This window comes from Corallococcus sp. AB045, assembly GCF_003668895.1.
Classification (GTDB): domain Bacteria; phylum Myxococcota; class Myxococcia; order Myxococcales; family Myxococcaceae; genus Corallococcus; species Corallococcus coralloides.
Genome location: NZ_RAWN01000050.1, coordinates 18,152 through 41,093, shown reverse-complemented (window position 1 = coordinate 41,093; position 22,942 = coordinate 18,152). Strand labels below are relative to the sequence as shown.

The following is a 22,942-nucleotide window of genomic DNA, read 5'->3' as shown; positions in this document are numbered from 1 at the left end:
GGCGTCCAGCGTTTCAAGACGCAATGCTACTTCATGAAGTGCGCGCCGCTTTCGTGTGCTCAGTGGCAGAAGATGAGTTCGGGGTACCACGGCGAGGGCGTGGCCAGCAGTGGCTGCGGCCAGAGCCGCGCAGGTGCTGGTCGAAGAACGCGTTGACGTAGGCCCGGGTGCGCTCCGCGGTGGTGCTCGCGCCGATGTCGATGCCGAGCTGGTCCGCGAACAGCCCGATGGCTGGTGCGACAAAGACAGGCATCCGTGCGTGGAACACGGCCCTCGCCTCGAACTCGTTCACCGGCTGGAGGCTGCTTGAAGGGACTGCCGGGCAGCGGACGGTGGGCGGGGCGGCGCTCGACGGCGGGGCCGCGGAGTGGCACACCGCCACTCGTGGCGGAACTCGACCCCAGGGACGTGCGAATTGCGAAGCTGGATGCGCTGCTGGAAGCGGCGCTCGAGCGCATCGCGCACCTGGAGGAAGAAAACCGGCAGTTGCGTGAAGAGAACCGGCAGTTGAAGGATCGGCTGAATCTCAATTCGAGCAACTCCTCGAAGCCGCCCTCCTCGGATGCGCCTGGTACCCCGCGCCCGCCGAAGAAGCGCACGGGCCGCGGCCCCGGTGGCCAGCCAGGGCACAAGAAGCACGCGCGGCGTTTGCTGCCGCCCGAGGCAGTGCAGCACGTCGTCGAGCTGGTGCCCCGTCAGTGCAAGGGCTGTCGGCGGCGGCTGGTGGGCAGGGACTGCGAGCCGCGCCGCCACCAGGTGGTGGAGGTGCCGCCGCTGTCGGCCATCGTCACCGAGTACCGCAGCCATGCGCTGGCGTGCAGCGCGTGCGGCACGCTGACGCGGGCGCCCGTGCCCGCGCACGCGCGCAGCGCCTTCGGCGAGCGACTGGGCGCGCTGGCGAGTCTGCTGGTGGGCAAGTACCGGCTGTCCAGACGGCTGGTGAAAGACGCCCTCTCGGACATGCTGGGCGTGGACGTGTCGGTGGGCAGCGTGGTGAATCTCGAAGCGGAGATGACCGACGCGCTGGCCCCAGCAGTAGCCGGGGCCCGCGCGTATGTGCAGGCGGCCGACAAGGCCCACGCGGACGAGAGGGGATGGGTGGAGGGGCGCAAGGAAGGCCGGAGCCATCGTGCCTGGCTGTGGGTGGCAGCCACGGCCCGGGTGGTGGTGTTCCACATCGCGCGAAACCGTAGCGGCAAGGTGGCCCAAGCCCTGCTGGCTGGACTTCCTGACGGACACGCTGCGCACGCACCGTTGGGGCCTACTGCCACCCTCGCTGCTGCCTCTCGCGGAGGCCCCTCAGTTCGCGAACGCAGCATGAGCCGGTGAACGGTTACATGATGTTTTGCTGGATCTTTGCCGCCAGGAATGCGGGCCGTGCCGTCTTCATCTATTGCGCCAAGGCCCCGCAGTCATTGGTGCATGGGCTGTTGAAGGGAGACGTCGATGCCTGCCAGTTGGAGGCATTGTGGGAGCCGGGTGTGATTGAGGTAATCCCAGGCTGCATATGTCATCTCGTTGGCGGGCTGAAGGATGGCTGTGGCTCTCTTTGGGGTCACTTTGGTATTCAATGGTGCCTTGGCTTCGCGAAGTCGGCTTGGAGTCAGGTTCTGTCCAAGTTCGCGCTTTGTATGTTCCTTGCCATGATGGTTGAGGCATGGTGTAATTAGATTGGACTCGTCGTGATTTCTGGAGTCGGACCACTCGTCAATGTGGTGGAGAATGACCGAGACGTTGCCGTCTCCGCAAGCGCTGCACGCCCATGCGCTTTCGTGCACGGTTTTGTTTAGGACGGCCTCCGGTATTGGGGGCGGTCTTCGGCGTGGATTCCCTGTGTCAGGTGTTTTGGTATTCCCAGTTCGCTGAGTTACTCGATGGTGAGGCAGTTATGCGGGATTCAATGGCAGATAGACCAGCCCGAGCGCACTTCGCCTCGCTCTTGGCAGCCGCAGCACTATTGTTTTCCTTCGGCTGTACTTCCGCCAACTCTCATGGAATAGGCCGGACGACGTTTGCCTTGGCGCAAGCTGAGTGCAACCAAGGCGATTCTACTATTTCCTGTTGCCTCAAGAGGCATCCGTACAGCCCAGAGAGTTGCGGAGCTGAAGCGCCTGTAAGATCGCCTCAACCTCCCATCCTCCTCCCGCCGCCGGGGGCTACGGACCCCGCAAGCGCAGAAGAGTTACCAACACCTGCGGAGAGAGAACGCTGGCGATCAGAAATATGCGAGCCACACTACGATAGGTGCGTAGACAAAGGGGGCGGAAAAACGCCCGGCCGCGTCCACAGTGAGACGCAATGTAAAGCCTGTTACGAATACTGCACGCGCAGAGGTTTTTGGCCCAGCTCTGCCAACGGAAAAAGGTGTCCAGGAGGATGAGAAACCGCCAGTCGCAGAAAACAGGACGCGAGCCCATTGGCGCACTGGAGAGCGGTAGGCTTCACCTCTCTTTGTCAAAGGCGACCTTTGCGGAGTTCGAGCGCACATTTCTGGAACACCAGCGAGCATGGCTGCGCAAGGCCAAGACGCCGAAAGAGCAGCTTGTCATCAAGCGAAGGACGGCCGAAGACATTCTGCTGGGCGCTTACGGGCGCGAGTGCACCTGGGCTGAATTCAGCCGCGCGTTGCGTCGCACTGAGAAGCTGGGCTACGACAATCCAGCAAGGCGAGCCCACGTGGCGTGTATTTTTGCATTGACCATCAAGCAGTTTCCCGGCCAGTCAGAGAGGGCGCGGCGGAAGCTGGATGAAGCAGAGCGGCACTTGCTCTTTCTGCGTAAAGCCCACCCCGTGCGAAAGGAAAACCTAAAAGAAATTCAACACATCAGGCGGATGGCCGGATGGAAGACAAGTGCCCCATGGGCGCGCTAGGCGTTTACCGTTCCTTCGCGCCGGGCGGGGGCTCCACGAACTCAATGAGACGTGGAGCCCACTGAAGCGGATCATGCCCAGGGGACTCTCACCCCTTGTGCTGCCATCCCTTGAGCTTCGCGTAGAGCGAGCTGCGGGAGATGCCCAGCTTCGTCGCCGCGCGCTCCACGTGGCCGCCCTCGCGCGCCAGCACGCGCTCGATGTGGCGGTGCTCCAGCTCCTCCAACGTGAGGTCCTCGCCCAGCGGCTCCTCCGCGGGCAGCAGGGACTCGAAGCGCAGGGCGCCGCGGGACAGTCGCGACGTGCCGGACAAGAGCACCGCGCGCTCCAGCACGTTGCGCAGCTCGCGGATGTTGCCCGGCCAGCTGTAGGCCATCAGGGCCCGCTCCGCGTCGGGCTCCAGCTCCACCTGGCCGCGGCCCCGGTGCGCGCCCATCTCCGCCAGGAAGTGACTCGCGAGCACCGGCACGTCCTCCGCGCGCTCGCGCAGGGGCGGCACGTGCAGGAGGAGCGTGCTGATGCGGAAGTACAGGTCGCTTCGGAATCGCTTCTCTCGCGCGGCCACCTGCAGGTCCTGGTGCGTGGCGGCCACGAGCCTCACGTCCACGCGCCGGTCCTTCACGTCACCCAGACGCCGGAAGCGCTGCTCCTCCAGCACCTTGAGCAGCTTGGGCTGGACGGCCACGTCCATGTCGCCAATCTCATCCAGGAACAGCGTGCCTCGGTCCGCCACCTCCAGCAGGCCCTGCTTCGCGGCCACCGCGCTGGTGAAGGCGCCCTTCTCGTGGCCGAACAACTCCGAGTCCAGCAGGTCCTTGGACAGCGCCGCGCAGTTCAGGTCCACGAAGGGGGACTCCTTGCGCGGTCCACCTTCATGCAGCCAGCGCGCGAGCACGCCCTTGCCGCTGCCCGTCTCGCCCGTGACGAGCACCGGGCTGTCGCTGTCGCGCACGCGCTCCGCCTGGTCGCGCAGCGCGCGGATGGCGGGGCTGTTCCCCAGGAAGGGGTCCACCTGCGTGCGCACCGCGCGCGAGCGGTCCGCCAAGAGCCGCTGCCGCTCGCGCCGCTGGGCCACGAGCCGCTCCAGCACCACCTTGAGCACCGCTAGCTCCAGCGGCTTGGTGAGGAATTGCTCGGCGCCTTCCTTCACGGCCTGCACCGCCAACTCAATGGAGCCGTGCCCGGTCAGCACCACCAGGGGCACCGCCGCGTCCAGTTCCTTGAGCCGGGGCAACAGCTCCAGCGCCGTGCCGTCCGGCAGGCGGTAATCGATGACGGCCACATCGGGCCGGTGCGCGCGGAAGCCCTCCTGGGCCTCGGCGACGCTGGTGGCTTCATCCACGTCGAAGCCGTGCTGGGTGAGGTAGCCCTTCATACCCAGACGGACGCCGGGCTCGTCGTCCACGAGCAGGATGCGGGTGCGGGTCATGACACCTGTGACTGCGGAGTTGGGCCGGTGCTACCGGCGGGGGAAAGGGCGGGCAGCAGGATGGTCACCTCCGCGCCTCCCTGGGGGTGATTGGACAGGCGGATGCGCCCCTGGTGCTCCTCCAGGATGCGCTGGACGATGGACAGCCCCAGCCCGGTCCCTCCTCGACGCTTGCTGAAGAAGGGCTCGAAGACGTGGGGCAGGTCCTCGCTCTTGAAACCGGGCCCTCCGTCGTGGACGGTGCAGCGCACCCAGGGGCGCCCCGCCTCCTCCACGGCCTCCGCCGTCACGTGAACGGTAGTGCCCTGGGGGGAGTGCTGCACGGCGTTCTCCACCACGTTGCGGAAGACATGGAACAGGCGGCGCGCGTCCATGCGCACCGGGGGCAGCGCGTCGGACACCTCGCGCTCGAGCCTCACGGCCGCCTTGTCGCCCGTGAGCGTGCAGGCGGACAGGGCTTCGGAGACCACCGCGCCCACGGCGCCGTCCGTCCACTCGCCCCGCGTGGGGCGGCCGTACTCGAACAGCTCCTGGGTGAGGTGGGTGAGGCGGCGCACCTCGCCACGCAACACGTCCAGGTAGGGCTTCAACTCCGGCCGGGCGCCGTAGGTGGCCTCCACCGCGTCCACGACGGCGGAGATGGAGAAGAGGGGGTTGCGCACCTCGTGGGCCACGCCCGCGACGATGGCGCCCATGGCGGCCATCGTTTCACCGCGGCGCACGTGGGCCTGCAGCTCCAGCAACCGCGTGACTTCGGTGGCCACCAGGATGATGCGAGGGTCCTCACTGGCCTTCTCGTCCACCCAGGCGGCCGATACCTCCCAGGTGCGCCCGGATTCCGTGTCGTGCACCTCGTGGCTGGTGCGGCCGTGCGTCGCGCGCAGTTCCTCCACCAGCGGACCCGCGCTGGACCAGGGCGGCGCCCCGGCGGTCGCGGAGAGCGGCTGGCCGGAGGGGTCCGCCTCCCGGAAGAGCACGCGGGCCGCGTCGTTGAGCCGGTGGATGATGCCCTCCGCGCTCAGCACCAGCAGCGGCGAGGACACCGCGTCGAAGGTGCGGCTCCACTCCGTCGCGGAGCGGCGGAAGCTGTCGTTCAATCGCTGGCGCAGATCGTCCGCGAGCCGCCGGTCGGTGACGTCCGTGACGACGCAGCCCAGGTGCACGCCGCCCCGGGCATCCAGGCCGGAGGCCGCCGCGCGGCTGCGCACCCAGCGCACGCGCCCGTCCGCGCAGATGATGCGGTGTTCAATCTCCACCTCCGTGCTCGGGGCCAGCGACTCGATGCACTCGCGATAACGCGTCCGGTCCTCCGGGTGGATCATCTCCGCCCACAGCGGCGAGGGCGTGCCCTCGGGACCGCCGCCGGTGAAGGCGCTGGCCGGATAGCCGGTGGTGCGCTCCACGACGGGCGTGCAATAGAAGTCACGCAACACGCCGTCCCGCAGCTTTCCACCCCACAGGTAGTCCGGCAGCGACCGGGTGAGCACATCCAGGCGCCCCTCGTGTTCCTGGAGGGACGCCTCCGCGCGCATCCGCTCGGTGACCTCCGACAGGGACGCGATGACGCCCAGCACCGCGCCGCCCGAGCCGCGCACGCGCGAGTAGCTCCCGAACCAGAAGCGCGTCTCGCCGGGCGCGGCGGGCGTCTCCACCTGGAGGCTGAGGTCCTGCAGGGGGGCGTCCGACTCCAGCGCGCGGGCGAGCCGGGGCGCGAGCGCCGTGCCCAGCGCCGGCAGCACCTCCGAGACGTGGCGGCCCAGGTGCGCGTCCGCCGGCAGTCCGTTCATCGCGGCGAGCGCGGCGTTGACGTGCACGTAGCGCAGGTCGCGGTCGTAGAACGCGAAGCCCACCGGCGTGATGTCCATTACCGCGTCGCGCAGCGCCCGCGCGTCATCCGCCTTGTCGAGCAGCCGGGCGCACTCGCGCTCGCTCCGGGCCCGCGAGCGAAGCGCGGCCCCCGCGCCCACCGCCGCCAGCACGAACGCGCTCACCGCCAGCAGGGCGATGCGGACACCCGCTGACTGGCTTTCGCTCCAGGCCGCGACCAGGCCCATGAGCACCGCGCACGCGGCGGCGACGGCGAGAATCCGGAGGAGGTGAGAGGGCGAGGAGGACGGGAGCATGGCGCGCGACGAGCGCACCTCACTCTATGATTCCTCGCATCGACGTGCATCGCCGCGTGAAGGCATCCAACGCAGTCATTGGACGAAGGTCCAGGGGAGAGCGTAAGTCGTTTCCTCTTGGTGAACGCGCTCGGACGCAGTGTGTGTCAGGCCTGTGGTGATCCGCGACGCCGCGCGGGCGGGCGCTCACCCGCCGCGCGGCACGGGCGCCTCGGGCGGCCGGTCACGCGATGATCGTCGGCGGCCCCGGATGGTTGGGGTCATGCGCGGGTGGGTCCTGGATGCCCGGCTCCACCTCCGGGTCCTGCTGGGGTGGAGGGGGTTCCCGGCGCTGGGGCTCACCCGGCGGTGGATCCTTCTCCGGCGCGGGCGGCCGGGGCGGATCAATCTCAGGCGTGGGCTTCGGTTCCGGCTCCTTCACCGGCTTCGTGGGCGGATTCGTCTGTGGATTCGTCGGCATGTCCTTCCACACTGCGCATGCCGCTCCCCCAGGGAACCGCCGCGTCCGCCTCGCCGGGAGCAGTTGCGTGGTTTTCGACAGCTGCGGGGGTGTCCACACGACGGGCGTGGGCCCAGACCTCCACCACCGGCTCGATGCGCGGGGTGAGCTGGAGCATGGAGCTGGGGAAGCATCGCTCCGGCAGCCGGGCGAAGAGCTGGCGTGCGTCCTCCGCCTCCCGCGGACTGCCCACGGCGACGTGCGGCCGGACGATGAGGTCGGTGAAGTGGGCGGCCTGCTCAGGGCTCCCGCTCACCAGCCGGGCCGTGGCGGAGCTCTGGTAGAAGAGCACGTCCACGCCCGCCTCCCGGGCCCCGTCCAGGAACGCGTGCAGCGTGCGCCCCTCCACCGCGCCCACCAGCAGCGCCTCCGGGTCCCACCGCCCGTCCTCGGGCCCGCCTTGCTGGCCGCACAGCGGGCGGCCAATCGGAACGGGGGGCGCATGGTCGCTCGTCAGCACCGCGCCCCGGTCTCCCTGCCAGTAGAGGCGCGTTTCGTACTCGGTGATGGAAGCGGAGGTCATCGGGCATCTCCTCGGCAAGGGGGCATGCACCATGCGCCTTCAACAGACATGCCGGGACAATGCTTCACATCCCGCCAGTCGATGCCCTGGAGGGCGAGTCCCCCCAGGTGGGCCGGTGATCGCGGGGCCACACGCAGACTGACCCGGGATGCGGAGCGCTTACAACAGCCCTTTCGGACGATTCCGACTCCGCTGCTCTTGCTCCACATCACGCGCCTCAATGCCTGACATGGGGGGCGGCATGAATGCGATGCGATGCGGTGGGGGATCGGGTCCGTTGACTGTATGGCTTTACGAGGGCTTCCAGGGCCGCACGGCCTGAGGGGAGCGCGTTCCGTCCAAGGGGCACGCCCTGCGCCCGGAGGCCCGCCCGTGGACGGTGGGGAGCCCTCCAGTCGCATGGCCGCCCCCGGGGCGGAGCCCCTTCTTGAGCATGTCCATGCAAGAACGACCTGAGGCACTGATGGCCGAGGCCTATGCGAGTCAGCTCATCCAGGCACCCGCGGACGTGGTCTGGGACCGCGTGGGAGGCTTTGACAGCCTTCCGCGCTGGCACCCGGGCGTCGTCTCCAGCGAGCGGGTGACGCGTCCCGACTCCGGCCCCCTGCGCCGGCTCACCACGCGCGACGGCGAGGTGTACCTGGAGGCGCGGTTGGAGCACGACCCGCATGCACGCAGCTATGCGTACGCGATGGTGGAGGGCCCGCTGCCCGTGCGCGACTACGTGGCGAAGCTGCGGGTGACGCCGGTGACGGCGACCGGGCAGACCTTCGTGGAGTGGCACGCGACCTTCGGCCTGATGCCGGGGCACGAGGGCGAGGCGGCGGCGCTGAGCCAGTGGATCCGCGAGGAGTTCTTCGCGCGGGGCCTGCGGGGACTGGCGCACACCTTCCTGCCGCCTCCGCCCCGGGTGCCGGCGCCGGAGCTGGAGTGGCGGCGCTGAAGGGCGCTTACAGTCGCTGGAGGAAGCGCAGCAGGTCCTTCTTCTGCGCGGGGCCGAGGGACTCCGGCGGCCCGCCCGGGAACTCGGGCGGGTGCACCGGCAGCGCGCCCACGGAAGGGATGCCCGGGAGGATGAAGCGGCTGTAGGTGTCCACCGTCTCCGCGAGCGTGGCGTGGCTGTTGTCGTGGAAGTACGGCGCGGTGCGGGCGATGCCGCGCAGGGACGGCACGTCGAAGGCCTCGAACTCCGCGGGGTCGCCGCTGATCAGCGCGCGTCCGGGGTCGGTGGAGTACCACTGCGCCGCGAGCGCGGGCCCCACGATGGGCGCGCCGTTCTCATCCAGCGCGGGGTTGATGTCATCCGGGTCGCCGCTCGCTGTGACGGGGATGGGAGGCAGGTCCGTGACGGCGTGCTGGCGCGTGCCATCCGTGTAGAAGCGGAAGCGGTACTGGGGAAAGTCGACGGTCGTGTTGTAGAGGGGCACGACGCCGCGCTGGCCCAGGTAGGTCATGTACGCGTAGCCGGCGTTGAGGAACTCGCTGTGGGGGCGGGGCGCGCGCACGGGTTCGGGCAGGCCGCCGGGCGTGACGGTGTACTGGATGTTGCCGTCGGGCTTGAGCGCGTAGAAGAGCGCGTCGTGCGTGTCGCGGTTCACGATGCGGTTGCGCGTGCGGTCGCCATGGCAGGCCTCGCAGGCCAGGGCATAGACGTCGCGGCCGCGCCGCTCGGACGCGTCGAGCAGGAGCAGGGCGTCCGGATCCGGGATGGCGCTCAGCGGCCAGCCGCGCTCCAGCAGCTCCGACACGAAGCGGGCGCGCGGGGAGCTGAACACACTGCGCTCGAACGCGGCGATGCGCTGGAGCACGGCCGGCGCCACCGTGCCGCCCTGGCTGTGGCTGGTGACGGCGCTCTGGGCCTGGGTGACCAGGTCGGTCTCGCGGCCGTCGAACTGGAAGGGGCCGGAGAAGCCGGTGTCGGCGATGCTCGGCACGGCACGCCAGACGGACACCTTGCGGTCCGCGGCGGTGATGACGTTCCCCTGCACGTCGATGACGTCCATGTTCGCGGGGAGGGGGAGCACCACGCGCACCAGGCCCTTCTTCAGGTGCTCGTAGGTGGGCACGGGGGCGGTGGGGTCATCCGCGTCGATGCGGTTGAACAGCGGATCCGCGGGGTTCCGCGCCCAGAGCGCCTCCACATGCGCGGGCGTGAGCGCGGTGTCGTCCGCGAATACGTGGCACGTCGCGCAGGAGCGCCCGTTGGTGCCGGGCAGGGCCTCCTGGAAGTGCTTCCTGCCGGCGGCGGCCTGCGCCACGGACGCCAGCTCCGCCTGGGACGTCGCGGGCTCGGCGGTGGCTTCCACGGAGGCCGCGGTGTCGGTGCAGCCCGCGAGCCCGGCGAGCGCGAAGGCGCCCAGGGTGCTCGCGATGAATCGATGTCCTGCCATGTGTTCCCCTCCCGGTTGCTGCGATGGGAGGGGAACACCGCGCGCGCCGCTTCGTGTCACCGCGAAAGCGCGCGGGGGCGACGTCAGTCCTTCCGGATCCAGTTCTGCCGCTGCTCGAACGTCCGCGGAAGAAGACAGGTAGGGGTGAAGGCGTGCACCGGGCGGCTCGATGGACCGCCCCGTGCGGTGTGACGGGTGAAGGGGGGAGGCTCAGGACTTGCGGCGGCGGGCGCGCGCCATCAGGCCCGCGAGCAGCGCGCCGGCCCACATGGCCGGAGCAGGGGACGTGGCGCCGCAGCCCAGGCCGCCGCCGAGCAAATCGTCGTCGAGCGTGCCGCCAATGACTCCGGAGTCGTCCGGAGTCTGGCCACCGCCGGTGCCCGGGCCCGGGTCCGTGGTGCCGCCGCCGGCCGGGGTCGTCTCCCACGTGTAGCTCACCGCGACGCCGATGTTGCCGGCCGCGTCTACCGCGCGGACGTGGAGGGTGTGCGTCCCGGGCAGCAGGTTCTCCAGCGTGATGTTCGACAGGCAGTCCTGGAACTCCAGCCCGCCCACGCTGCACTGGAACGTGGCCAGCGCCTCGGTCGCGGCGAAGCCGAACGAGGCCGCCGTTCCGGCCAGCACCTTCGGCGGCGACGTCACCAGCGAGACCCCCGGCGCCACCGTGTCCACCGTCCAGGAGTAGGTCGTGGCCTCCGCCTCCTGGTTGCCCGCGGTGTCCCGAGCGCGGACCGCCAGCGTGTACGGCCCGTCCGCCAGCAGGAGCGTCAGGTGCGGCGAAGCGCACGGCAGGGCCGGGCCGCTGTCCAGCGCGCAGGTGAACGTGGACTGCGGCTCCGAGGCCTGGAAGGCGAACGCCGAAGTCGGGGCGTTGCTGTAGGCCGGTGGCGTGGAAGTGAAGGTCGTCTTCGGCGGCGTGAGGTCCACCGTCCACGAATAAGTGGCCGGCGTGTTGTCCGTCAGCAGCCCGAGCAGGTCCCTGGAGCGCACCTGGAGCTGGTGCGGGCCCTCGGCCAGGCCCGTGAAGTCGCGAGGCGTGTCACACGCCACGAACGTGTCGCTGTCCAGCGCGCACTCGTACGACACCAGCAGTGCCGAAGACGCGAACGTGAAGCGCGCCTGCTGCTGCGCGGTGGAGAGCGCCGGGCCGCTGAGGATGACCGTCTCCGGCCCCAGGGCCAGGATGCTGAACTGCACGCTCGCCGCGGGGCCCGTCTGGCCCGCGATGTTGGTGCTGACCGCCACCAGCGTGTGCACCCCGTTGGACAAGAGCTCCAGCAGCGACGGCGTGTAGCTCCAGCGGCCATTCACATCCGCCGTCACCGTCGCGGCGATATTCCCATCCAGGCTGAGCGTCACCTGCGCGCCGGCCTCCGCGGTGCCGCTGAAGAACGGCAGCGCGGTGGACAGCAGCAGCCCCAGCGTGGGGGTCAGGATGACGGGCGCCGCGGGGGGCGCGTCGGGAAGCGCCGCGGCCAGCTGGCGCGGGGACACGGCGGTAGAGACAGGTGAGGCCTCGGCGGTCGCATGGGCATTCAAGCAAAGCGCGGCCAGGGCCCCCAAGAGGAGGCGATAGGAGGAGGTTGACATGGAATGGTCCGAAGAGGAGGGGTTGTGGGAGTGATTGGGAAGGGGATTGTGAGATGGATTGGGAGAGGGATTGAGCGGCGGATCAGTCGCGCGAAACCTGGCCGGAGGCGGGCTCCGGCTCGATGTGGAACTCCACGCGCCGGTTGAGCTCACGGCCGGCTGCGGTGTTGTTGGAAGCGACGGGGACGTCAGGGCCGCGGCCGGCCGCCATCAGCCGGCCCGCCGGGACGCCGCGCATCTCCAGGTGCTGGACGACCGCGGAGGCGCGCTGTTGGGACAGCGTCCGGTTGGTCTCCGGACGGCCGCGCGAATCGGTGTGGCCTTCCACCAGGATGCGCTTGAGCTCCGGGTGGTTGATGAGCACCTTCGCCACCTGCTCCAGCAGCGGGAGCGAACGTGGCAGCACACGCGCCTGGCCGGTGGCGAAGTAGACCTTCTCCCGGATCTCCAGCCGCTCCTGGGTGATGACCACCCACTGCTTCTGCTTCGCCGGGCAGCCCTGGTTCGACGTGGGGCCGGCCACCATCGGGCAGTTGTCCACCGCGTCCACCACGGTGTCGCCGTCGTTGTCCACCTCCGGGCAGCCATCCTCGTCGAGGAAGCCGTCGCGGTCCTCGGGGTCCACCGGGCAGTAGTCCTTGGCATTGGCGACGCCGTCGTTGTCGTCATCCAGGTCCGGGCACTGCTCCAGCGAATGGCTCTGGTTCGGGGCGCACACGTCCACCATCGCCACCGGAGGCTCTACCGGAGCCGGCTCCGGCGCCACGGCCACCACCGGAGCAGGGGCGGGGGCCTCGGTGATGCGGGGACGCATCACCGGCTGGACCGCCTGGAGCGCGGACACCGACAGGCCGGCCATCACGCGGAAGGCGGGCGTGCCCGGCGCGGTGCCCAGACCGGGGCCGCCCAGCGCGAACACCTCCATGCGGGACCCCAGCGCGTAGCGGCCGCCCGCCAGCAGCTCCACGGGCACCGGGCTGTCCGTCAGCGGCACCGCGGAGCGCAGGCCCAGCTCGCCGCGCAGCTTGTGCCCCGTGGTGGCCACGGTGGCGGCCCAGGGCAGCTCCGAGCCGACCGCGTTCGAACCCACCGCCGTGCGGTTGCGCAGCCGGATGCCCGCCTCCAGGCCCAGCACCACCGGCCCCACCGTGCGGCCCGCGGACACGCGCGGCGTCACGTCCCAGCCGCCGCTGCCCTGGAGCGAATCCTTGTTGCCCACCGGCAGGCCCACCGCCAGCTCCGCCGCCAGCGACACCGGCGCGGACGCCTCATCCAGGAGCCCCAGCCGCCCCTGCAGCACCGGCGTCCCCAGGCCCCATGACGAGGGAGTCGTCATGCCCACGTCGGAGAACCCGTGGGTGTCCTGGTGGGCCATCAGGGGGAGGATGGCGCCCACCTCGAACCGCTTGCTCACCGTATAGGTGCCCGCAAGCTGCACCTGCGTGCGCGACCTGACGAGCGCGTCCATCCGCTCGCCATCGCGGTAGAGCGTGAGCGGCGAGCGCTCGTGGTGCGCCGCCAGGGACAGGCGCAGCTCACCCGGATCGCGCAGTCCGCCCGCCGCCGTGCCGAGCGCGGCGCTCGATGTGGGGTTGATGCTCAGCCGCTCCAGGTCGAAAGCGGGAGCAGTGGTCGAGGCGGCGCTGGCCAGGGAGGGCAGCAGCACCAGGGCGTACAACAGACGAAGGCGCGGCGGCAGGGGGATGGGGGTTTGGAACATCTGGCTCTCGTGATGTGGCGGGTCGGAACGGCGCGACGGGGGACGAAAGCTGGACGGGCGAGATGGGAAGTTGTGAGGAATTGATTTCTGGAGGCGGATTGGGTTCGCCAGGGTGACTTCAGGTTCTGGTTTCACGGTTTGTCGCGAGCGCAATCACAAGTATTGAAGCCGCCGCGCCACTGCTGCCTGATGTCTGTATTGGGCCTTTGTTCGCGGTGGGGTGCGGACGCCGGGCAAAGCACGCGAGGGCTGTCCAGCCGCCATAGCCTGTGCCGGAGGGTCCTCGAAAGGTTCGACTCGGACGTTCTGCCGCCTTCCTGGCTCGGAACGGTGTGAATCCGCCGTCGCTCCAGGCACGCTGCCGCCCACAACAGGAGCGAAGAGGACCATGGACACCATCCGCAACGACAAGCAGGGCGCGAAGGTGAAGCTGGAGCGCATTCCCACCACCCCTCCGAAGAAGGCGGACAAGGATGCGGCCAAGGCGGAGTTCGACGCGCTGGGCGAGGAGCTGTTCGACCTGCAGGACCTGCTGTGGGGCGCGAAGATGAACTCCGTCCTCATCGTCCTGCAGGGGCGCGACACCGCCGGCAAGGACGGCACCATCAAGCACGTGGTGGGCAGCCTCAATCCGCGCGGGGTGAGCGTCACCTCCTTCGGCGTGCCCAGCACGGAGGAGCGGGAGCACGACTTCCTCTGGCGCGTGCACCTCAAGACCCCGCGCCAGGGCGAGTTCTCCATCTTCAACCGCTCGCACTACGAAGACGTGCTCGTGGCGCGGGTGAACAACCTGGTCCCTGAAGCGCTCTGGAAGTCGCGCTACCAGCACATCCGCGACTTCGAGACCCTGCTCTCCGAGCACGGCACCCTCGTCCTCAAGTTCTTCCTCCACATCAGCCAGGAGGAGCAGGAGCAGCGGCTGCTGGCGCGCGAGGAGGAGCCTCGCAAGGCGTGGAAGATCGCCGCGGGTGACTGGGAGGACCGCAAGCACTGGGCGGACTACACGCGCGCCTATGAGGACGTCTTCGCTCGCACGTCCACCCAGCAGGCGCCCTGGCACCTGGTGCCCTCGGACGCCAAGTGGTACCGCAACCTCGTGGTGGCCCGCGCCGTGGCGGAGGCCCTGCGTCCCCACCGTGAAACCTGGCAGGCCCGGCTGGACGAGGTGGGCAAGCACAAGAAGGCGGAGCTTCGCGCCTGGCGCAAGAAGCGCTGACACACGGCCTTGCGCGTCATCCATGACGCGAAGGGCCCACTCCGCGCGCATGCGAAGCGCTGACCCGGCCATGACATGGGGATGGGACAACGCTCGCGGTCATCCGTCCCGGTGTGTCGCCGGGCGGTCACCGCTGGAGCCCTGTCCCCATGGAACGAACCGCGTCGCCATCGAGCAAGGACCTCATTGCCCGCACGCGTCCCTTCGCGGCCCAGGACACCGCGCGCTCCCTCTGGGCGCTCGGCTCCACCTACGCCGCGCTCGTTGGCGCGGTGGTGCTGGCGGTGGCCGCGCCGTGGTGGCCCCTGCGCATCGTGGGCGGCCTCATTGAAGCGCTGGTGCTCATCCGCTGCTTCATCCTCTTCCACGACGCGATGCACGGGGCGCTCCTGCCGAAGTCCCGGTGGGCCAAGGCGCTCTTCCAGGTGCAGGGGCTGCTCACGCTCACGCCAGCGCGCATCTGGAATGACACGCACAACCATCACCACGCCAACACCGCGCGCATCGCGGCGGACTCGGCGGGCACCTTCGCCACCTGGACCACGGACCAATGGCGCAAGGCCTCCGGCGCGCAGCGCCTGGGCTACGTGGTGGAGCGCCACCCGGTGACGCAGCTGTTCGGCTACTTCACCGCGTTCCTCTACAGCCTGTGCCTCCAGCCGTTCGTGAAGAACCCGAAGCGCTACTGGACGTCCGGGCTCGCGCTGGGCGTGCACGTGGCCCTGTCCGCGGCCGTCTGGGCTTGCTTCGGCCTGGGCGTCTACCTGACCGCCTTCCTGGGGCCGCTGTTCGCCGCGTACGCGCTGGGCACGTATCTGTTCTACGCGCAGCACAACTTCGACGACGTGGCCATCCTGCCGGAGGCGTCGTGGAACCACGCGGACGCGGCGCTGGAGGCGAGCAGCTACATGCGCTTCGGGCCGGTGATGGAGTGGTTCACGGGCAACATCGGCTACCACCACGTGCACCACCTCAATCCGCGCATCCCGTTCTACCGGCTGCCGGAGGCGATGGCGTCCATCCCGGAGCTCCAGGGGCCGCACGTCACCGCGCTCACGCTGAAGGACATCGTCGGGTGCCTGCGGCTGAACCTGTGGGATCCGTCGCTGAAGCGGATGGTCCGCTACCGCGACGCGCGGGTGGCGACGGGCACCTGAAGAAGCTCGGCGACGAACCTCGGCCCGGCGGGTCCGTTCGGGACCCGCCCGAGGAACCCACCGGGCCGGGGTCTCAAGGCTTCAAGAGCGTGTGCAGGACGTTGGCGTGTGCCTCCTCTTCGTCGAGGAGCTCCTCCAAGAGCCGCCGCGTGGTGGGGTCCCGCTCCGCGAAGTAGGGGATGAGGTCGCGGTACGACGCGATGGCGATGCGCTCCGCCTCCAGGTTCTCGCGCAGCAGCTCCACCAGCGTCCGCCCTTCGTCGTCCTGGGTGTCACCGCTGGACATGAGCCCTCCAAGGTTGAAGTCCGGCCTGCCGCCCAGCTGCTGGATGCGCTCGACGAGCCTGATCGCGTGGTCCTGCTCGTCGCGAGCGTGCAGGCCGAACGCGGCCTTCATCGCCTCGTGGCAGGCGCCTCCGGCCAGCAGGGCATGGCGTGTGTAGCGCCGCACGCAGACGACCTTGCTCGCCAGCGCGGCGTTGAGCAGCGTGATGCGGACCCCCAGCTCCCCCGGGTCGGTCTCGGACGGCTGCGAGTGCGTGTCGGCCATGGCATTGCCCCCGGGAGGCTGCGTGTCCGGAAGCTGGGGGGCCCGGGCAGCGCCGTCCATCCCATCTGCCCCCGCGTGCCGGCAGCGCCGCGCCTGTCCGTCCCGCCCCCGACGCCTGCCTCCACGCCGGGCGGCGGGCGGGGACGTTGTCCGCGAACATCCCTTGCGGCCTCCAGGGCGGAGGAGGGGGTTCGGGGTTAGTCTTCGCCAATGAGCTCGAGCCCATCCAGCCGGCCGTCCGTCGTCGTGGCGGAGCTGGGGCCTACGAACACCGGGAAGACCTTTCGCGCCATCGAACGGATGCTCGAGCACGACTCCGGCATCATCGGGTTGCCGCTCCGCCTGCTCGCCCGTGAGGTCTACGACCGGGTGACCGCGAAGGTGGGCGAGGGCCGGGTCGCACTGATGACGGGCGAGGAGAAGCGCATCCCGCTCCGGCCCGACTATTGGATCTGCACCGTGGAGGCGATGCCGACCGACCGGGAGGTGGACTTCCTCGCGGTGGATGAAATCCAGCTCGCCGCGCACCGGGAGCGCGGGCACGTCTTCACGGACCGGCTGCTGCACGCGCGCGGGCGCAAGGAGACCTGGTTCCTGGGCGCGGACACCATGCGGCCCATGGTGCAGGCGCTGATTCCCCATGCGTCCCTGAAGCGCGCCACGCGCCTGTCGCAGCTGCGTTATGCCGGGCGCCGCTCGCTGAAGAGCCTGCCGCCGCGCTCGGCGGTGGTCGCGTTCTCCGCGGACCGCGTCTACGAGCTGGCCGAATCGCTGCGCCGCCTGCGGGGTGGGGTGGCGGTGGTGCTGGGCGCGCTGTCGCCCCGGACGCGCAACGCGCAGGTGGCCATGTATCAATCCGGCGAGGTCCAGTACCTCGTGGCCACGGATGCCATTGGCATGGGGTTGAATCTGGACCTCAACCACGTGGCCTTCGCGACGCTCTCCAAGTACGACGGCGCCGAGCAGCGCGACCTGTATCCGGATGAGCTGGCGCAGATCGCCGGCCGCGCGGGTCGCCACCTCAACGACGGGAGCTTCGGCGCGCTGAACACGCTGCCGGAGCTGCCGCCGCGCATCGTCTCCGCCATCGAAACCCACCGCTTCCCGGCGGTGCGCAGCCTCATCTGGCGCAACTCCTCGCTCGACTTCTCCAGCCCGGAGGCGCTGCTGGACTCGCTGTCGCGGGCGCCGCGCGACAGCGCCTTCGTCCGGGTGGAGCGCGCGGATGACTTCGACGCGCTCAAGGGGCTGTCCGCGGTGCCGGCCATCCGCGAGCTCACCACCGACAAGGCCTCCGTGGAGCTGTTGTGGCAGGTCTGCCAGGTGCCGGACTTCCGCAAGGGCCTCTTCGGGCAGCACGTCGCACTGCTGCGAGAGACGTTCCTCCAGCTGACGGCCGGGGACGGGAAGTTGGATCCCACCTGGCTGGGCCGGCAGGTGTCACCGCTGGACGATGCCTCTGGGGACATCCACACCCTGATGGACCGGCTCGCGGCGATCCGCATCTGGACGTACATCAGCCATCGTCCGGGCTGGCTGAACGACGCGGAGGACTGGCAGGAGCGCACGCGCCGCATCGAGGACGCGCTGGGCGACGCCCTGCATGAGCGGCTGGTGGAGCGCTTCGTACAGCGGGCCGCGAGGAGGAGCGCGCGCCGCTTCGTGAGGGCCAACGCGCAGCCGCAGGCAGGTGCCTCGGACAGTCCGTTCGCCAAGCTGGGGCTGCTGCTGACGGAGGTGCCGGGCGCGGAAGGCGCGCTGATGACGGAGGAGCAGTTCGTCCAGCGCGTGGTGGACGCGACGCACGACGCCTTCGAGGTGGACGCCGCGGGGCGCATCTCCTTCGAGGCGCAGCCGCTGGCCCGGCTGGTGCGGGGGCGCGACCGGCGCTCTCCGCAGCTGGCGTTGGCGGAGCCGGAGGTGTGGACGGGAGGCGCGCGTCAGCGATTGGAGCGTCGGTTGGTGGCGCTGGCGAAGGACTTGGTCACGGAGGCCATGGGAGGCTTTCCCGCGGAGTCCTTCACGAGCGCGAGCCGCTCACCGGCGACGCGAGCCGTGGCCTACCAGCTGGCGGAAGGGCTGGGCGTCATCTCCCAGGCAGAGGCGCGCGAGCAGTGGCGGCTCCTGGACGAGGAGTCGCGGGAGCGGCTGAAGGCGCAGGGCGTCCACGAGGGCCAGCGCTTCCTCTACGTCACCCAGGCCCTGTCGCCCCAGGCCCTGGAGCGGCGGGCCATGTTGACGGCGCTGTTCCAGCAGGTGCCGTGTCCGCAGGGCATCCCCCAGGAGCCGGCGCTGAATGTCTCGGGGCTGGCCGGCCGGAGCGCGCGGTCCTTCGGTTACGAGATCATCGGGCCGGTGGCGCTGCGCATCGACATCGTCGAGCGGCTGGGAGAGGGATTGCGCAACGCCCAGGGCGCGAAGCAGGTGCAAGCGCTCATGCAACAACTGCGATTGGAGGGCGGCGTCCGCGCGCAGGTGCTGCGGACGTTGGGCGGACAGCCCCAGGGCGCTGCCTCGAAGCGGCGGCGGCGCAGGCGGGGACGGAAGCCATCGGCGCCGGAGGCGGGTGGTGTCCGCGGCCGTGAGACGGCAGGGGCGCGCCGGCTCAACGATCGTCCGTGAAGCCCTGGGTCCTGCTCCGGTACCTCGCTTCAGCTGTCACGGCTCGTCGGACATGCCGGAGAGCTGTTCCAAGGCGAGTTCGCGGTAGTAGGGGACGACTTCGACCGCGAGCACGTCGCGCATCTGCTGGCGCGCGCTGTCAAAGTCACCTTGCCGCTGGAAGCTCCACATCCGATGCAGTGCGTCCGTCAGGCGGTTCGACCCCTCGGCGATGCGCCGTTCGGCCTCTTGCACCAAAGCCAGCGCCCCGGCGCTGGTGCTCAAAGCGGCATCGGCATCCGCGATGGAGACCTCCTCGGCGGTGCGAAGCATGAGGGTGCGCACCTCGTCACTCAGTGTCAGTGGCGCTCCCTCGCGAAGGACACGCCGTGCAAGGTCGCGGAACGGGCTCCAGTCGGGTGTGCTCATTCGGGTCTCACCGCTTCGGCTTGGAGGGGCGGCACATATCAAGGGGCCAATCGTGTTGCCCCTCGCACCTGCGCAGACAGTCAGTGCAGGGACCTGAGAATCTACCGTCCACGCAGGCGTTCCAGTTTCGCAGGCACCTGTTCTTCCACGCAGGCAGGCGTGCATCATCCACATAGTCGTCCGCCTCCGAGCTGGCGTGCGTGCCGGTGGCGCCGACCCCTGCGGCCATGATGGCCGATGCTTCGGCGGCGGTGAGGCCGCATGCTTCTGGGAGGCCTGGGTGTCGCTGTATGCAATCCGTCTCGGTGTCCATCGCGACGGAGGCACATCCCAGGCTGAAGGCCACGACGATGGGGGCAAGGTCGTGCCACCGGCAGGTGGATCTCAGGAAACTCATGAGGCGCGGACCCTACTGCGGAGAGGGGCCGTCCAGGGAGCAGGCCGGCGGCCCGGGAGGAGGGGAGGCGACGAATCCACGCGGGGCCTGCCCGGATTCGCCTATACGCTGGCCCCGTTTCCCTCCCACATGCCGGTGGTCGTCCCATGAGCAGTGGTCGTGCCCTTTCGCCAGTCCTCCTCGTCGGTGCCGGAACAGGCGAAGCCACGTGCGGCATCCTCTACCTGGCGAGCTACCTGCGGCGCGGCGGGATTGAAGCCTTCGTGCGGCTGTGGGACGGGGACGAAAGCGCAGGAGAGGTAACGCAGTCCTTCGAGCGCCTCATCGCCCGCGTGCGCCCCAAGCTCATCGGCATCAGTCTCAAGTGGTTCCACCACGTGGACCGTGCGCTGCTCATCGCGCGGACCATCCGGAAGATCGACCCTTCCATCCGCATCGTCGTGGGCGGCAACTCCGCGTCGTACTGGTGGAAGGAGTTGAGCGGCTACGACTGCATCGACCACGTCATCCTGGGCGATGGAGAAGTCCCCCTCCTGGCGCTCTGCAACGGAGAGGAAGCCCCGCCCAACGTCGTGACGCGGACGCCGGACGGCCGTCCCCGCCGGTTGCCGCTGGCGTACGTGCAGCGCACCACCAACACGCAGGACGTCTACTACTCGCACTTCAACGAGATCTTCCTCAGCCAGATGGATGCGCACTCCTTCTCCGGCTGGGTCGCGCCCGGCAAGGGCTGCGGCGAGAACTGCCTCTACTGCGGCGGCGCGCGAGGCAACCAGAAGGCGGACTTCGGGCGCGCGAAGCCGTTCCTGCGCGCCGAGGAGAACGTGCGCAAGGATCACCAGGAGATCGCCAGCCGGACGTGGCAGATGCGCTACGACTTCGCAGGAAGCACGGCGGAGTTTTTGGGGAGCACCTGGGCGGGCGTGGACCTGTCGCGCCACTGCTGCACGTACTTCCTCTGGGGCGTGCCGCGAGTGGAACTGGTCTCGGCGCTCGCGGAGACCTTCCAGCGCATCTACATGGTCATCGACATCGGCTGCTTCTCCGAACAGCAGCGGCTGGAGCAGATGTCCAAGGGGTTGCTCAAGCCCTGCGCGAAGGACCGCGAGCTGCTGGAGGTCATCGAGTCCGTGCGCCGCCATCCGAACGTGGAGATCGAAATCTCCGGCATCGGCGGCCTGCCGTTCACGAGCCGGGAGCGGCTCGCGGAGGAGCTGCGGTTGGTGGAGCGCATCATCGGCCTGGACTGCGTGGTGGGCTACCAGCGGCTGGAGGCGCAGCCCGGGGCGCTCGTCACGGAGCACCCCGCGCGCTTCGACATGGTGACGGAGGCGAAGACGTTCGCGGAGTTCCTCGGCTACTTCGAGCGCCGCGAGCCCGGCGACGTGTCCGTGCCGATGATCCGCTTCAAGGACAAGGAGCTGGAGGCCGCGGTACAGCGCAACTCGGACCGGGTGGACGAACTGGCCTGGAAGCACCGGGACGCGAGGAAGCGCGTCGAACTCCACGGGCGCACGCGGCTCAAGAACACCGCGCCCTCGACGGAGCGCTTCACGCTGGGGGACTGGCTGGGCAGCCACCGGGCGCCCGCGAAGCTGGCGAAGGAGCCGGTGACGGTCCTGCGCTCGGTGGACGGCATCACCCTGAGCTGCGCCCCGTCCGTCAGCCCGCGAAAGTTCACCGACCCCACGCTGACCCAGGGCGAGGACGGCGCCATCCTCCTCGCCGCCCTGGCCGCCTTCGATCAACCCACCACCGTCTCCAGCGCGGTGTCACACCTGGGCACGAAGGAGCGGCTGGATCCGCAATCCGCCCGCGAGGTCATCGACCATCTGGTCGACGGGCGCTTCCTTCAGCCGGCGTAGACACGGGGGCTTCATGCGCCCTGGGCTCTGAGCTCGCGGCCGATGCACGAGGAGGATGACCCGTGGGCGGAGTCATCGGCCTCGCGAGCGGCACCTCCTGCCCGGTGACCCGTGCAACCTCCTCCGGCTCCGGCCCCCGGTTCCAGTACCCCTCGCGAGCCACCACGTGTTCGCCCACGGGCTGCGTCTGGCGCATCAGCTCCTGGACGCGTGACTCCGGAAGGAGATGCGACCCCACGTCGGGCTGCACGAAGTTGTTCGCGCTCACGAACGTCCAGCTCAATCCGGTGCTGATGCCTGGCGGCGCGAGGGGCTGCCAGCCAACGAAGCCATTTCCCCAACGCCAGTCCACCCAGGCAGGGGCCCACTCACTGTCAGGCCACCACAACCAGCCCTCCGACGGCGTCTTGAACCACCGGCCATAGTGGAACGGCGCCTGGCCCCACTCCGAATCGCTCTCGAAGGTGCATCCCCAATCGCTGGAAACCCACCGGCCGCTGGTGGAATACGGGACGAAGCCCGCACCCACCTCGTTCGGGTCCGGCTTCCAGACCCAGCCGACGTCCGGCAGGTTCATCCATGTGCCGTAGGGCGCCAGCACCTCCCGGAACTGGGACATGGGGTTGTCCAGGGGCGTCGAGCTCGACGTCACCTGCGGCCCGAATTCATCCGGGCCCATCGCACAGCCGCCGGCTGCCAGGATGGCAAGGACACTGGTGCCGGTCCGAAGCCAGCGCACCCGGGGATGCCAGGAGCCCATGTCCGGTTCCTTTCGTGGGGGTCTCTGCCCTGGAAGGTGAGGACGCCTTCACGCAACTTCACGAGCCGTGCATGAGCAGGCGGCGTATGAACGCCTGAACGGAGGCTCTGATGGCAAACGCCAAGGCCATGCTCGGAAGCATGCTGGGCCGCTTTCTCTTCACCGAAGCGAAGGTCACCCAGGTGCGCGAAGTCTCGCGCGCCTTTCGACAGATTGACTGCGAGGGCCCCGCGCTGCGGGGTCAGGGATGGTCCCCCGGCGACAAGGTGCAGGTCTTCCTGCCAGGGTTGGGCATGCGCACGTACACGCCGCTGTCGTGGGACGAAGCGCGCGGCGCCACGGCCTTCCTGGTGTACCTGCACGGCGACAGCCCGGGAGCGAAGTGGGGCCGCGACGTGCGCACCGGAGACGCCGTGCAGTTCTTCGGCCCCCGGCGCTCGGTGGCGCTGGAGTCCGGCGACGCGCCGGTGGTGCTCTTCGGTGACGAAACGTCCTTCGCGGTGGCGCACGCGTTCCGCACCGGAGCGAAGCGCGACGTCACCCCCATCTTCGAGGTGACACGCCGCGAGGACTGCGCGTCCGCGCTGCGCGAGCTGGGCTTCGAGGGCCAGGACGTGGAGCGCACGGCAGGCGACGCGCACCTGACGCAGGTCCACGAACGGCTGAGCGAAGCCCTGCGAGCGAAGCCCGGTGCGACGCTGGTGATGACGGGCCGGGCGCAGTCCATCCAGGCGCTGCGCTCGCGGCTGCGCGGCGACGGCGAACGCGCCACGCCGAAGGTGAAGGCCTACTGGGCGGTGGGCAAGACGGGGCTCGACTGAT

At 69.5% G+C, this 22,942-nt stretch carries 19 protein-coding genes and 1 pseudogene; 8 read left to right on the top strand and 12 right to left on the bottom strand.

The features are described 5' to 3' along the window. Positions 1–31: 31 nt before the first annotated feature. Positions 32–292, bottom strand: a complete 261-nt coding sequence (locus tag D7Y21_RS14740) for a hypothetical protein (protein WP_199724241.1) — start codon at positions 290–292, stop codon at positions 32–34. A 92-nt stretch (positions 293–384) separates the two neighbouring features. On the opposite strand from D7Y21_RS14740, the pseudogene D7Y21_RS14735 reads away from it, so the two are divergent. Beyond that, a pseudogene (locus D7Y21_RS14735) lies at positions 385–1,218 on the top strand (DUF6444 domain-containing protein); the annotation flags it as partial. Between the two features lie 194 nt (positions 1,219–1,412). Here D7Y21_RS14735 and D7Y21_RS43635 read toward each other — a convergent pair. Further along, positions 1,413–1,778, bottom strand: a complete 366-nt coding sequence (locus D7Y21_RS43635; RefSeq protein WP_158619236.1) for an HNH endonuclease — start codon at positions 1,776–1,778, stop codon at positions 1,413–1,415. 598 nt (positions 1,779–2,376) lie between these two features. Here D7Y21_RS43635 and D7Y21_RS14725 point away from each other — a divergent pair. Then, on the top strand, positions 2,377–2,871 hold the full coding sequence (locus tag D7Y21_RS14725; RefSeq protein WP_120562823.1) for a hypothetical protein: 495 nt from the start codon (positions 2,377–2,379) through the stop codon (positions 2,869–2,871). Between the two features lie 88 nt (positions 2,872–2,959). Here the strand turns inward: D7Y21_RS14725 and D7Y21_RS14720 are convergent, their stop codons facing one another. The 4 genes from D7Y21_RS14720 to D7Y21_RS14705 all read right to left on the bottom strand — a co-directional run bounded on the left by D7Y21_RS14720 (position 2,960) and on the right by D7Y21_RS14705 (position 7,445). Next, on the bottom strand, positions 2,960–4,300 hold the full coding sequence (locus D7Y21_RS14720; RefSeq protein WP_121713890.1) for a sigma-54 dependent transcriptional regulator: 1,341 nt from the start codon (positions 4,298–4,300) through the stop codon (positions 2,960–2,962). After that, complete coding sequence (locus D7Y21_RS14715; protein WP_121713904.1) at positions 4,297–6,423, bottom strand: ATP-binding protein; 2,127 nt, start codon at positions 6,421–6,423, stop codon at positions 4,297–4,299. The genes D7Y21_RS14720 and D7Y21_RS14715 overlap by 4 nt, the downstream gene beginning before the upstream one ends. A gap of 223 nt (positions 6,424–6,646) precedes the next feature. After that, positions 6,647–6,844, bottom strand: coding sequence for a hypothetical protein (locus tag D7Y21_RS14710; RefSeq protein ID WP_233612106.1), 198 nt, complete (start codon positions 6,842–6,844; stop codon positions 6,647–6,649). After that, complete coding sequence (locus tag D7Y21_RS14705; RefSeq protein WP_121713888.1) at positions 6,813–7,445, bottom strand: OsmC family protein; 633 nt, start codon at positions 7,443–7,445, stop codon at positions 6,813–6,815. The genes D7Y21_RS14710 and D7Y21_RS14705 overlap by 32 nt, the downstream gene beginning before the upstream one ends. Before the next feature lie 439 nt (positions 7,446–7,884). Here D7Y21_RS14705 and D7Y21_RS14700 point away from each other — a divergent pair, with 439 nt between their 5' ends. Continuing rightward, the gene (locus tag D7Y21_RS14700; RefSeq protein WP_158619237.1) at positions 7,885–8,388 is read left to right on the top strand and encodes an SRPBCC family protein; all 504 of its coding nucleotides are present in this window, start codon (positions 7,885–7,887) and stop codon (positions 8,386–8,388) included. A gap of 7 nt (positions 8,389–8,395) precedes the next feature. Here the strand turns inward: D7Y21_RS14700 and D7Y21_RS14695 are convergent, their stop codons facing one another. The 3 genes from D7Y21_RS14695 to D7Y21_RS14685 form a co-directional block, all read right to left on the bottom strand. After that, positions 8,396–9,835 carry a cytochrome-c peroxidase gene (locus D7Y21_RS14695; RefSeq protein WP_121713886.1) on the bottom strand — a complete coding sequence of 480 codons (1,440 nt, stop codon included), beginning with the start codon at positions 9,833–9,835 and terminating at the stop codon, positions 8,396–8,398. A gap of 210 nt (positions 9,836–10,045) precedes the next feature. After that, complete coding sequence (locus tag D7Y21_RS14690) at positions 10,046–11,425, bottom strand: Ig-like domain-containing protein (protein ID WP_121713884.1); 1,380 nt, start codon at positions 11,423–11,425, stop codon at positions 10,046–10,048. 82 nt (positions 11,426–11,507) lie between these two features. Next, positions 11,508–13,145, bottom strand: coding sequence for an OmpA family protein (locus D7Y21_RS14685; protein ID WP_121713882.1), 1,638 nt, complete (start codon positions 13,143–13,145; stop codon positions 11,508–11,510). A 388-nt stretch (positions 13,146–13,533) separates the two neighbouring features. On the opposite strand from D7Y21_RS14685, the gene D7Y21_RS14680 reads away from it, so the two are divergent. Then, positions 13,534–14,361 (top strand): PPK2 family polyphosphate kinase, encoded by an 828-nt coding sequence (locus tag D7Y21_RS14680; RefSeq protein WP_121713880.1) that lies wholly within the window; start codon positions 13,534–13,536, stop codon positions 14,359–14,361. 149 nt (positions 14,362–14,510) lie between these two features. Continuing rightward, a complete protein-coding gene (locus tag D7Y21_RS14675; protein WP_121713878.1) occupies positions 14,511–15,518 on the top strand; it encodes a fatty acid desaturase in 1,008 nt (335 codons plus the stop codon). 73 nt (positions 15,519–15,591) lie between these two features. Here D7Y21_RS14675 and D7Y21_RS14670 read toward each other — a convergent pair whose 3' ends face one another. Next, positions 15,592–16,068, bottom strand: coding sequence for a bacterioferritin (locus D7Y21_RS14670; RefSeq protein WP_158627289.1), 477 nt, complete (start codon positions 16,066–16,068; stop codon positions 15,592–15,594). 210 nt (positions 16,069–16,278) lie between these two features. On the opposite strand from D7Y21_RS14670, the gene D7Y21_RS14665 reads away from it, so the two are divergent. Then, complete coding sequence (locus D7Y21_RS14665; protein WP_121713874.1) at positions 16,279–18,690, top strand: helicase-related protein; 2,412 nt, start codon at positions 16,279–16,281, stop codon at positions 18,688–18,690. A gap of 36 nt (positions 18,691–18,726) precedes the next feature. On the opposite strand, the gene D7Y21_RS14660 is transcribed toward D7Y21_RS14665, so the two are convergent. Beyond that, the gene (locus D7Y21_RS14660) at positions 18,727–19,098 is read right to left on the bottom strand and encodes a DUSAM domain-containing protein (RefSeq protein WP_120562836.1); all 372 of its coding nucleotides are present in this window, start codon (positions 19,096–19,098) and stop codon (positions 18,727–18,729) included. A gap of 543 nt (positions 19,099–19,641) precedes the next feature. On the opposite strand from D7Y21_RS14660, the gene D7Y21_RS14655 reads away from it, so the two are divergent. Further along, positions 19,642–21,360: a radical SAM protein gene (locus D7Y21_RS14655; protein WP_120562837.1), complete on the top strand. Its 1,719-nt coding sequence runs from the start codon at positions 19,642–19,644 to the stop codon at positions 21,358–21,360. On the opposite strand, the gene D7Y21_RS14650 is transcribed toward D7Y21_RS14655, so the two are convergent. Beyond that, positions 21,317–22,012 (bottom strand): DUF6600 domain-containing protein, encoded by a 696-nt coding sequence (locus D7Y21_RS14650; RefSeq protein WP_233612105.1) that lies wholly within the window; start codon positions 22,010–22,012, stop codon positions 21,317–21,319. The genes D7Y21_RS14655 and D7Y21_RS14650 overlap by 44 nt on opposite strands. A 218-nt stretch (positions 22,013–22,230) precedes the next feature. Between D7Y21_RS14650 and D7Y21_RS14645 the strand changes: the two genes are divergently transcribed. Beyond that, on the top strand, positions 22,231–22,941 hold the full coding sequence (locus D7Y21_RS14645; RefSeq protein ID WP_121713870.1) for a siderophore-interacting protein: 711 nt from the start codon (positions 22,231–22,233) through the stop codon (positions 22,939–22,941). Position 22,942 lies beyond the last annotated feature (1 nt).

What these genes read in the sequence shown, in the direction of transcription:
- D7Y21_RS14725 (WP_120562823.1), top strand. Translation starts at nt 2,377, where the DNA reads ATGAGAAACCGCCAGTCGCAGAAAACAGGACGCGAGCCCATTGGCGCA.
- D7Y21_RS14720 (WP_121713890.1), bottom strand. Translation starts at nt 4,300, where the DNA reads ATGACCCGCACCCGCATCCTGCTCGTGGACGACGAGCCCGGCGTCCGT.
- D7Y21_RS14715 (WP_121713904.1), bottom strand. Translation starts at nt 6,423, where the DNA reads ATGCTCCCGTCCTCCTCGCCCTCTCACCTCCTCCGGATTCTCGCCGTC.
- D7Y21_RS14705 (WP_121713888.1), bottom strand. Translation starts at nt 7,445, where the DNA reads ATGACCTCCGCTTCCATCACCGAGTACGAAACGCGCCTCTACTGGCAG.
- D7Y21_RS14700 (WP_158619237.1), top strand. Translation starts at nt 7,885, where the DNA reads ATGCAAGAACGACCTGAGGCACTGATGGCCGAGGCCTATGCGAGTCAG.
- D7Y21_RS14695 (WP_121713886.1), bottom strand. Translation starts at nt 9,835, where the DNA reads ATGGCAGGACATCGATTCATCGCGAGCACCCTGGGCGCCTTCGCGCTC.
- D7Y21_RS14690 (WP_121713884.1), bottom strand. Translation starts at nt 11,425, where the DNA reads ATGTCAACCTCCTCCTATCGCCTCCTCTTGGGGGCCCTGGCCGCGCTT.
- D7Y21_RS14685 (WP_121713882.1), bottom strand. Translation starts at nt 13,145, where the DNA reads ATGTTCCAAACCCCCATCCCCCTGCCGCCGCGCCTTCGTCTGTTGTAC.
- D7Y21_RS14680 (WP_121713880.1), top strand. Translation starts at nt 13,534, where the DNA reads ATGGACACCATCCGCAACGACAAGCAGGGCGCGAAGGTGAAGCTGGAG.
- D7Y21_RS14675 (WP_121713878.1), top strand. Translation starts at nt 14,511, where the DNA reads ATGGAACGAACCGCGTCGCCATCGAGCAAGGACCTCATTGCCCGCACG.
- D7Y21_RS14670 (WP_158627289.1), bottom strand. Translation starts at nt 16,068, where the DNA reads ATGGCCGACACGCACTCGCAGCCGTCCGAGACCGACCCGGGGGAGCTG.
- D7Y21_RS14665 (WP_121713874.1), top strand. Translation starts at nt 16,279, where the DNA reads ATGAGCTCGAGCCCATCCAGCCGGCCGTCCGTCGTCGTGGCGGAGCTG.
- D7Y21_RS14660 (WP_120562836.1), bottom strand. Translation starts at nt 19,098, where the DNA reads ATGAGCACACCCGACTGGAGCCCGTTCCGCGACCTTGCACGGCGTGTC.
- D7Y21_RS14655 (WP_120562837.1), top strand. Translation starts at nt 19,642, where the DNA reads ATGAGCAGTGGTCGTGCCCTTTCGCCAGTCCTCCTCGTCGGTGCCGGA.
- D7Y21_RS14645 (WP_121713870.1), top strand. Translation starts at nt 22,231, where the DNA reads ATGGCAAACGCCAAGGCCATGCTCGGAAGCATGCTGGGCCGCTTTCTC.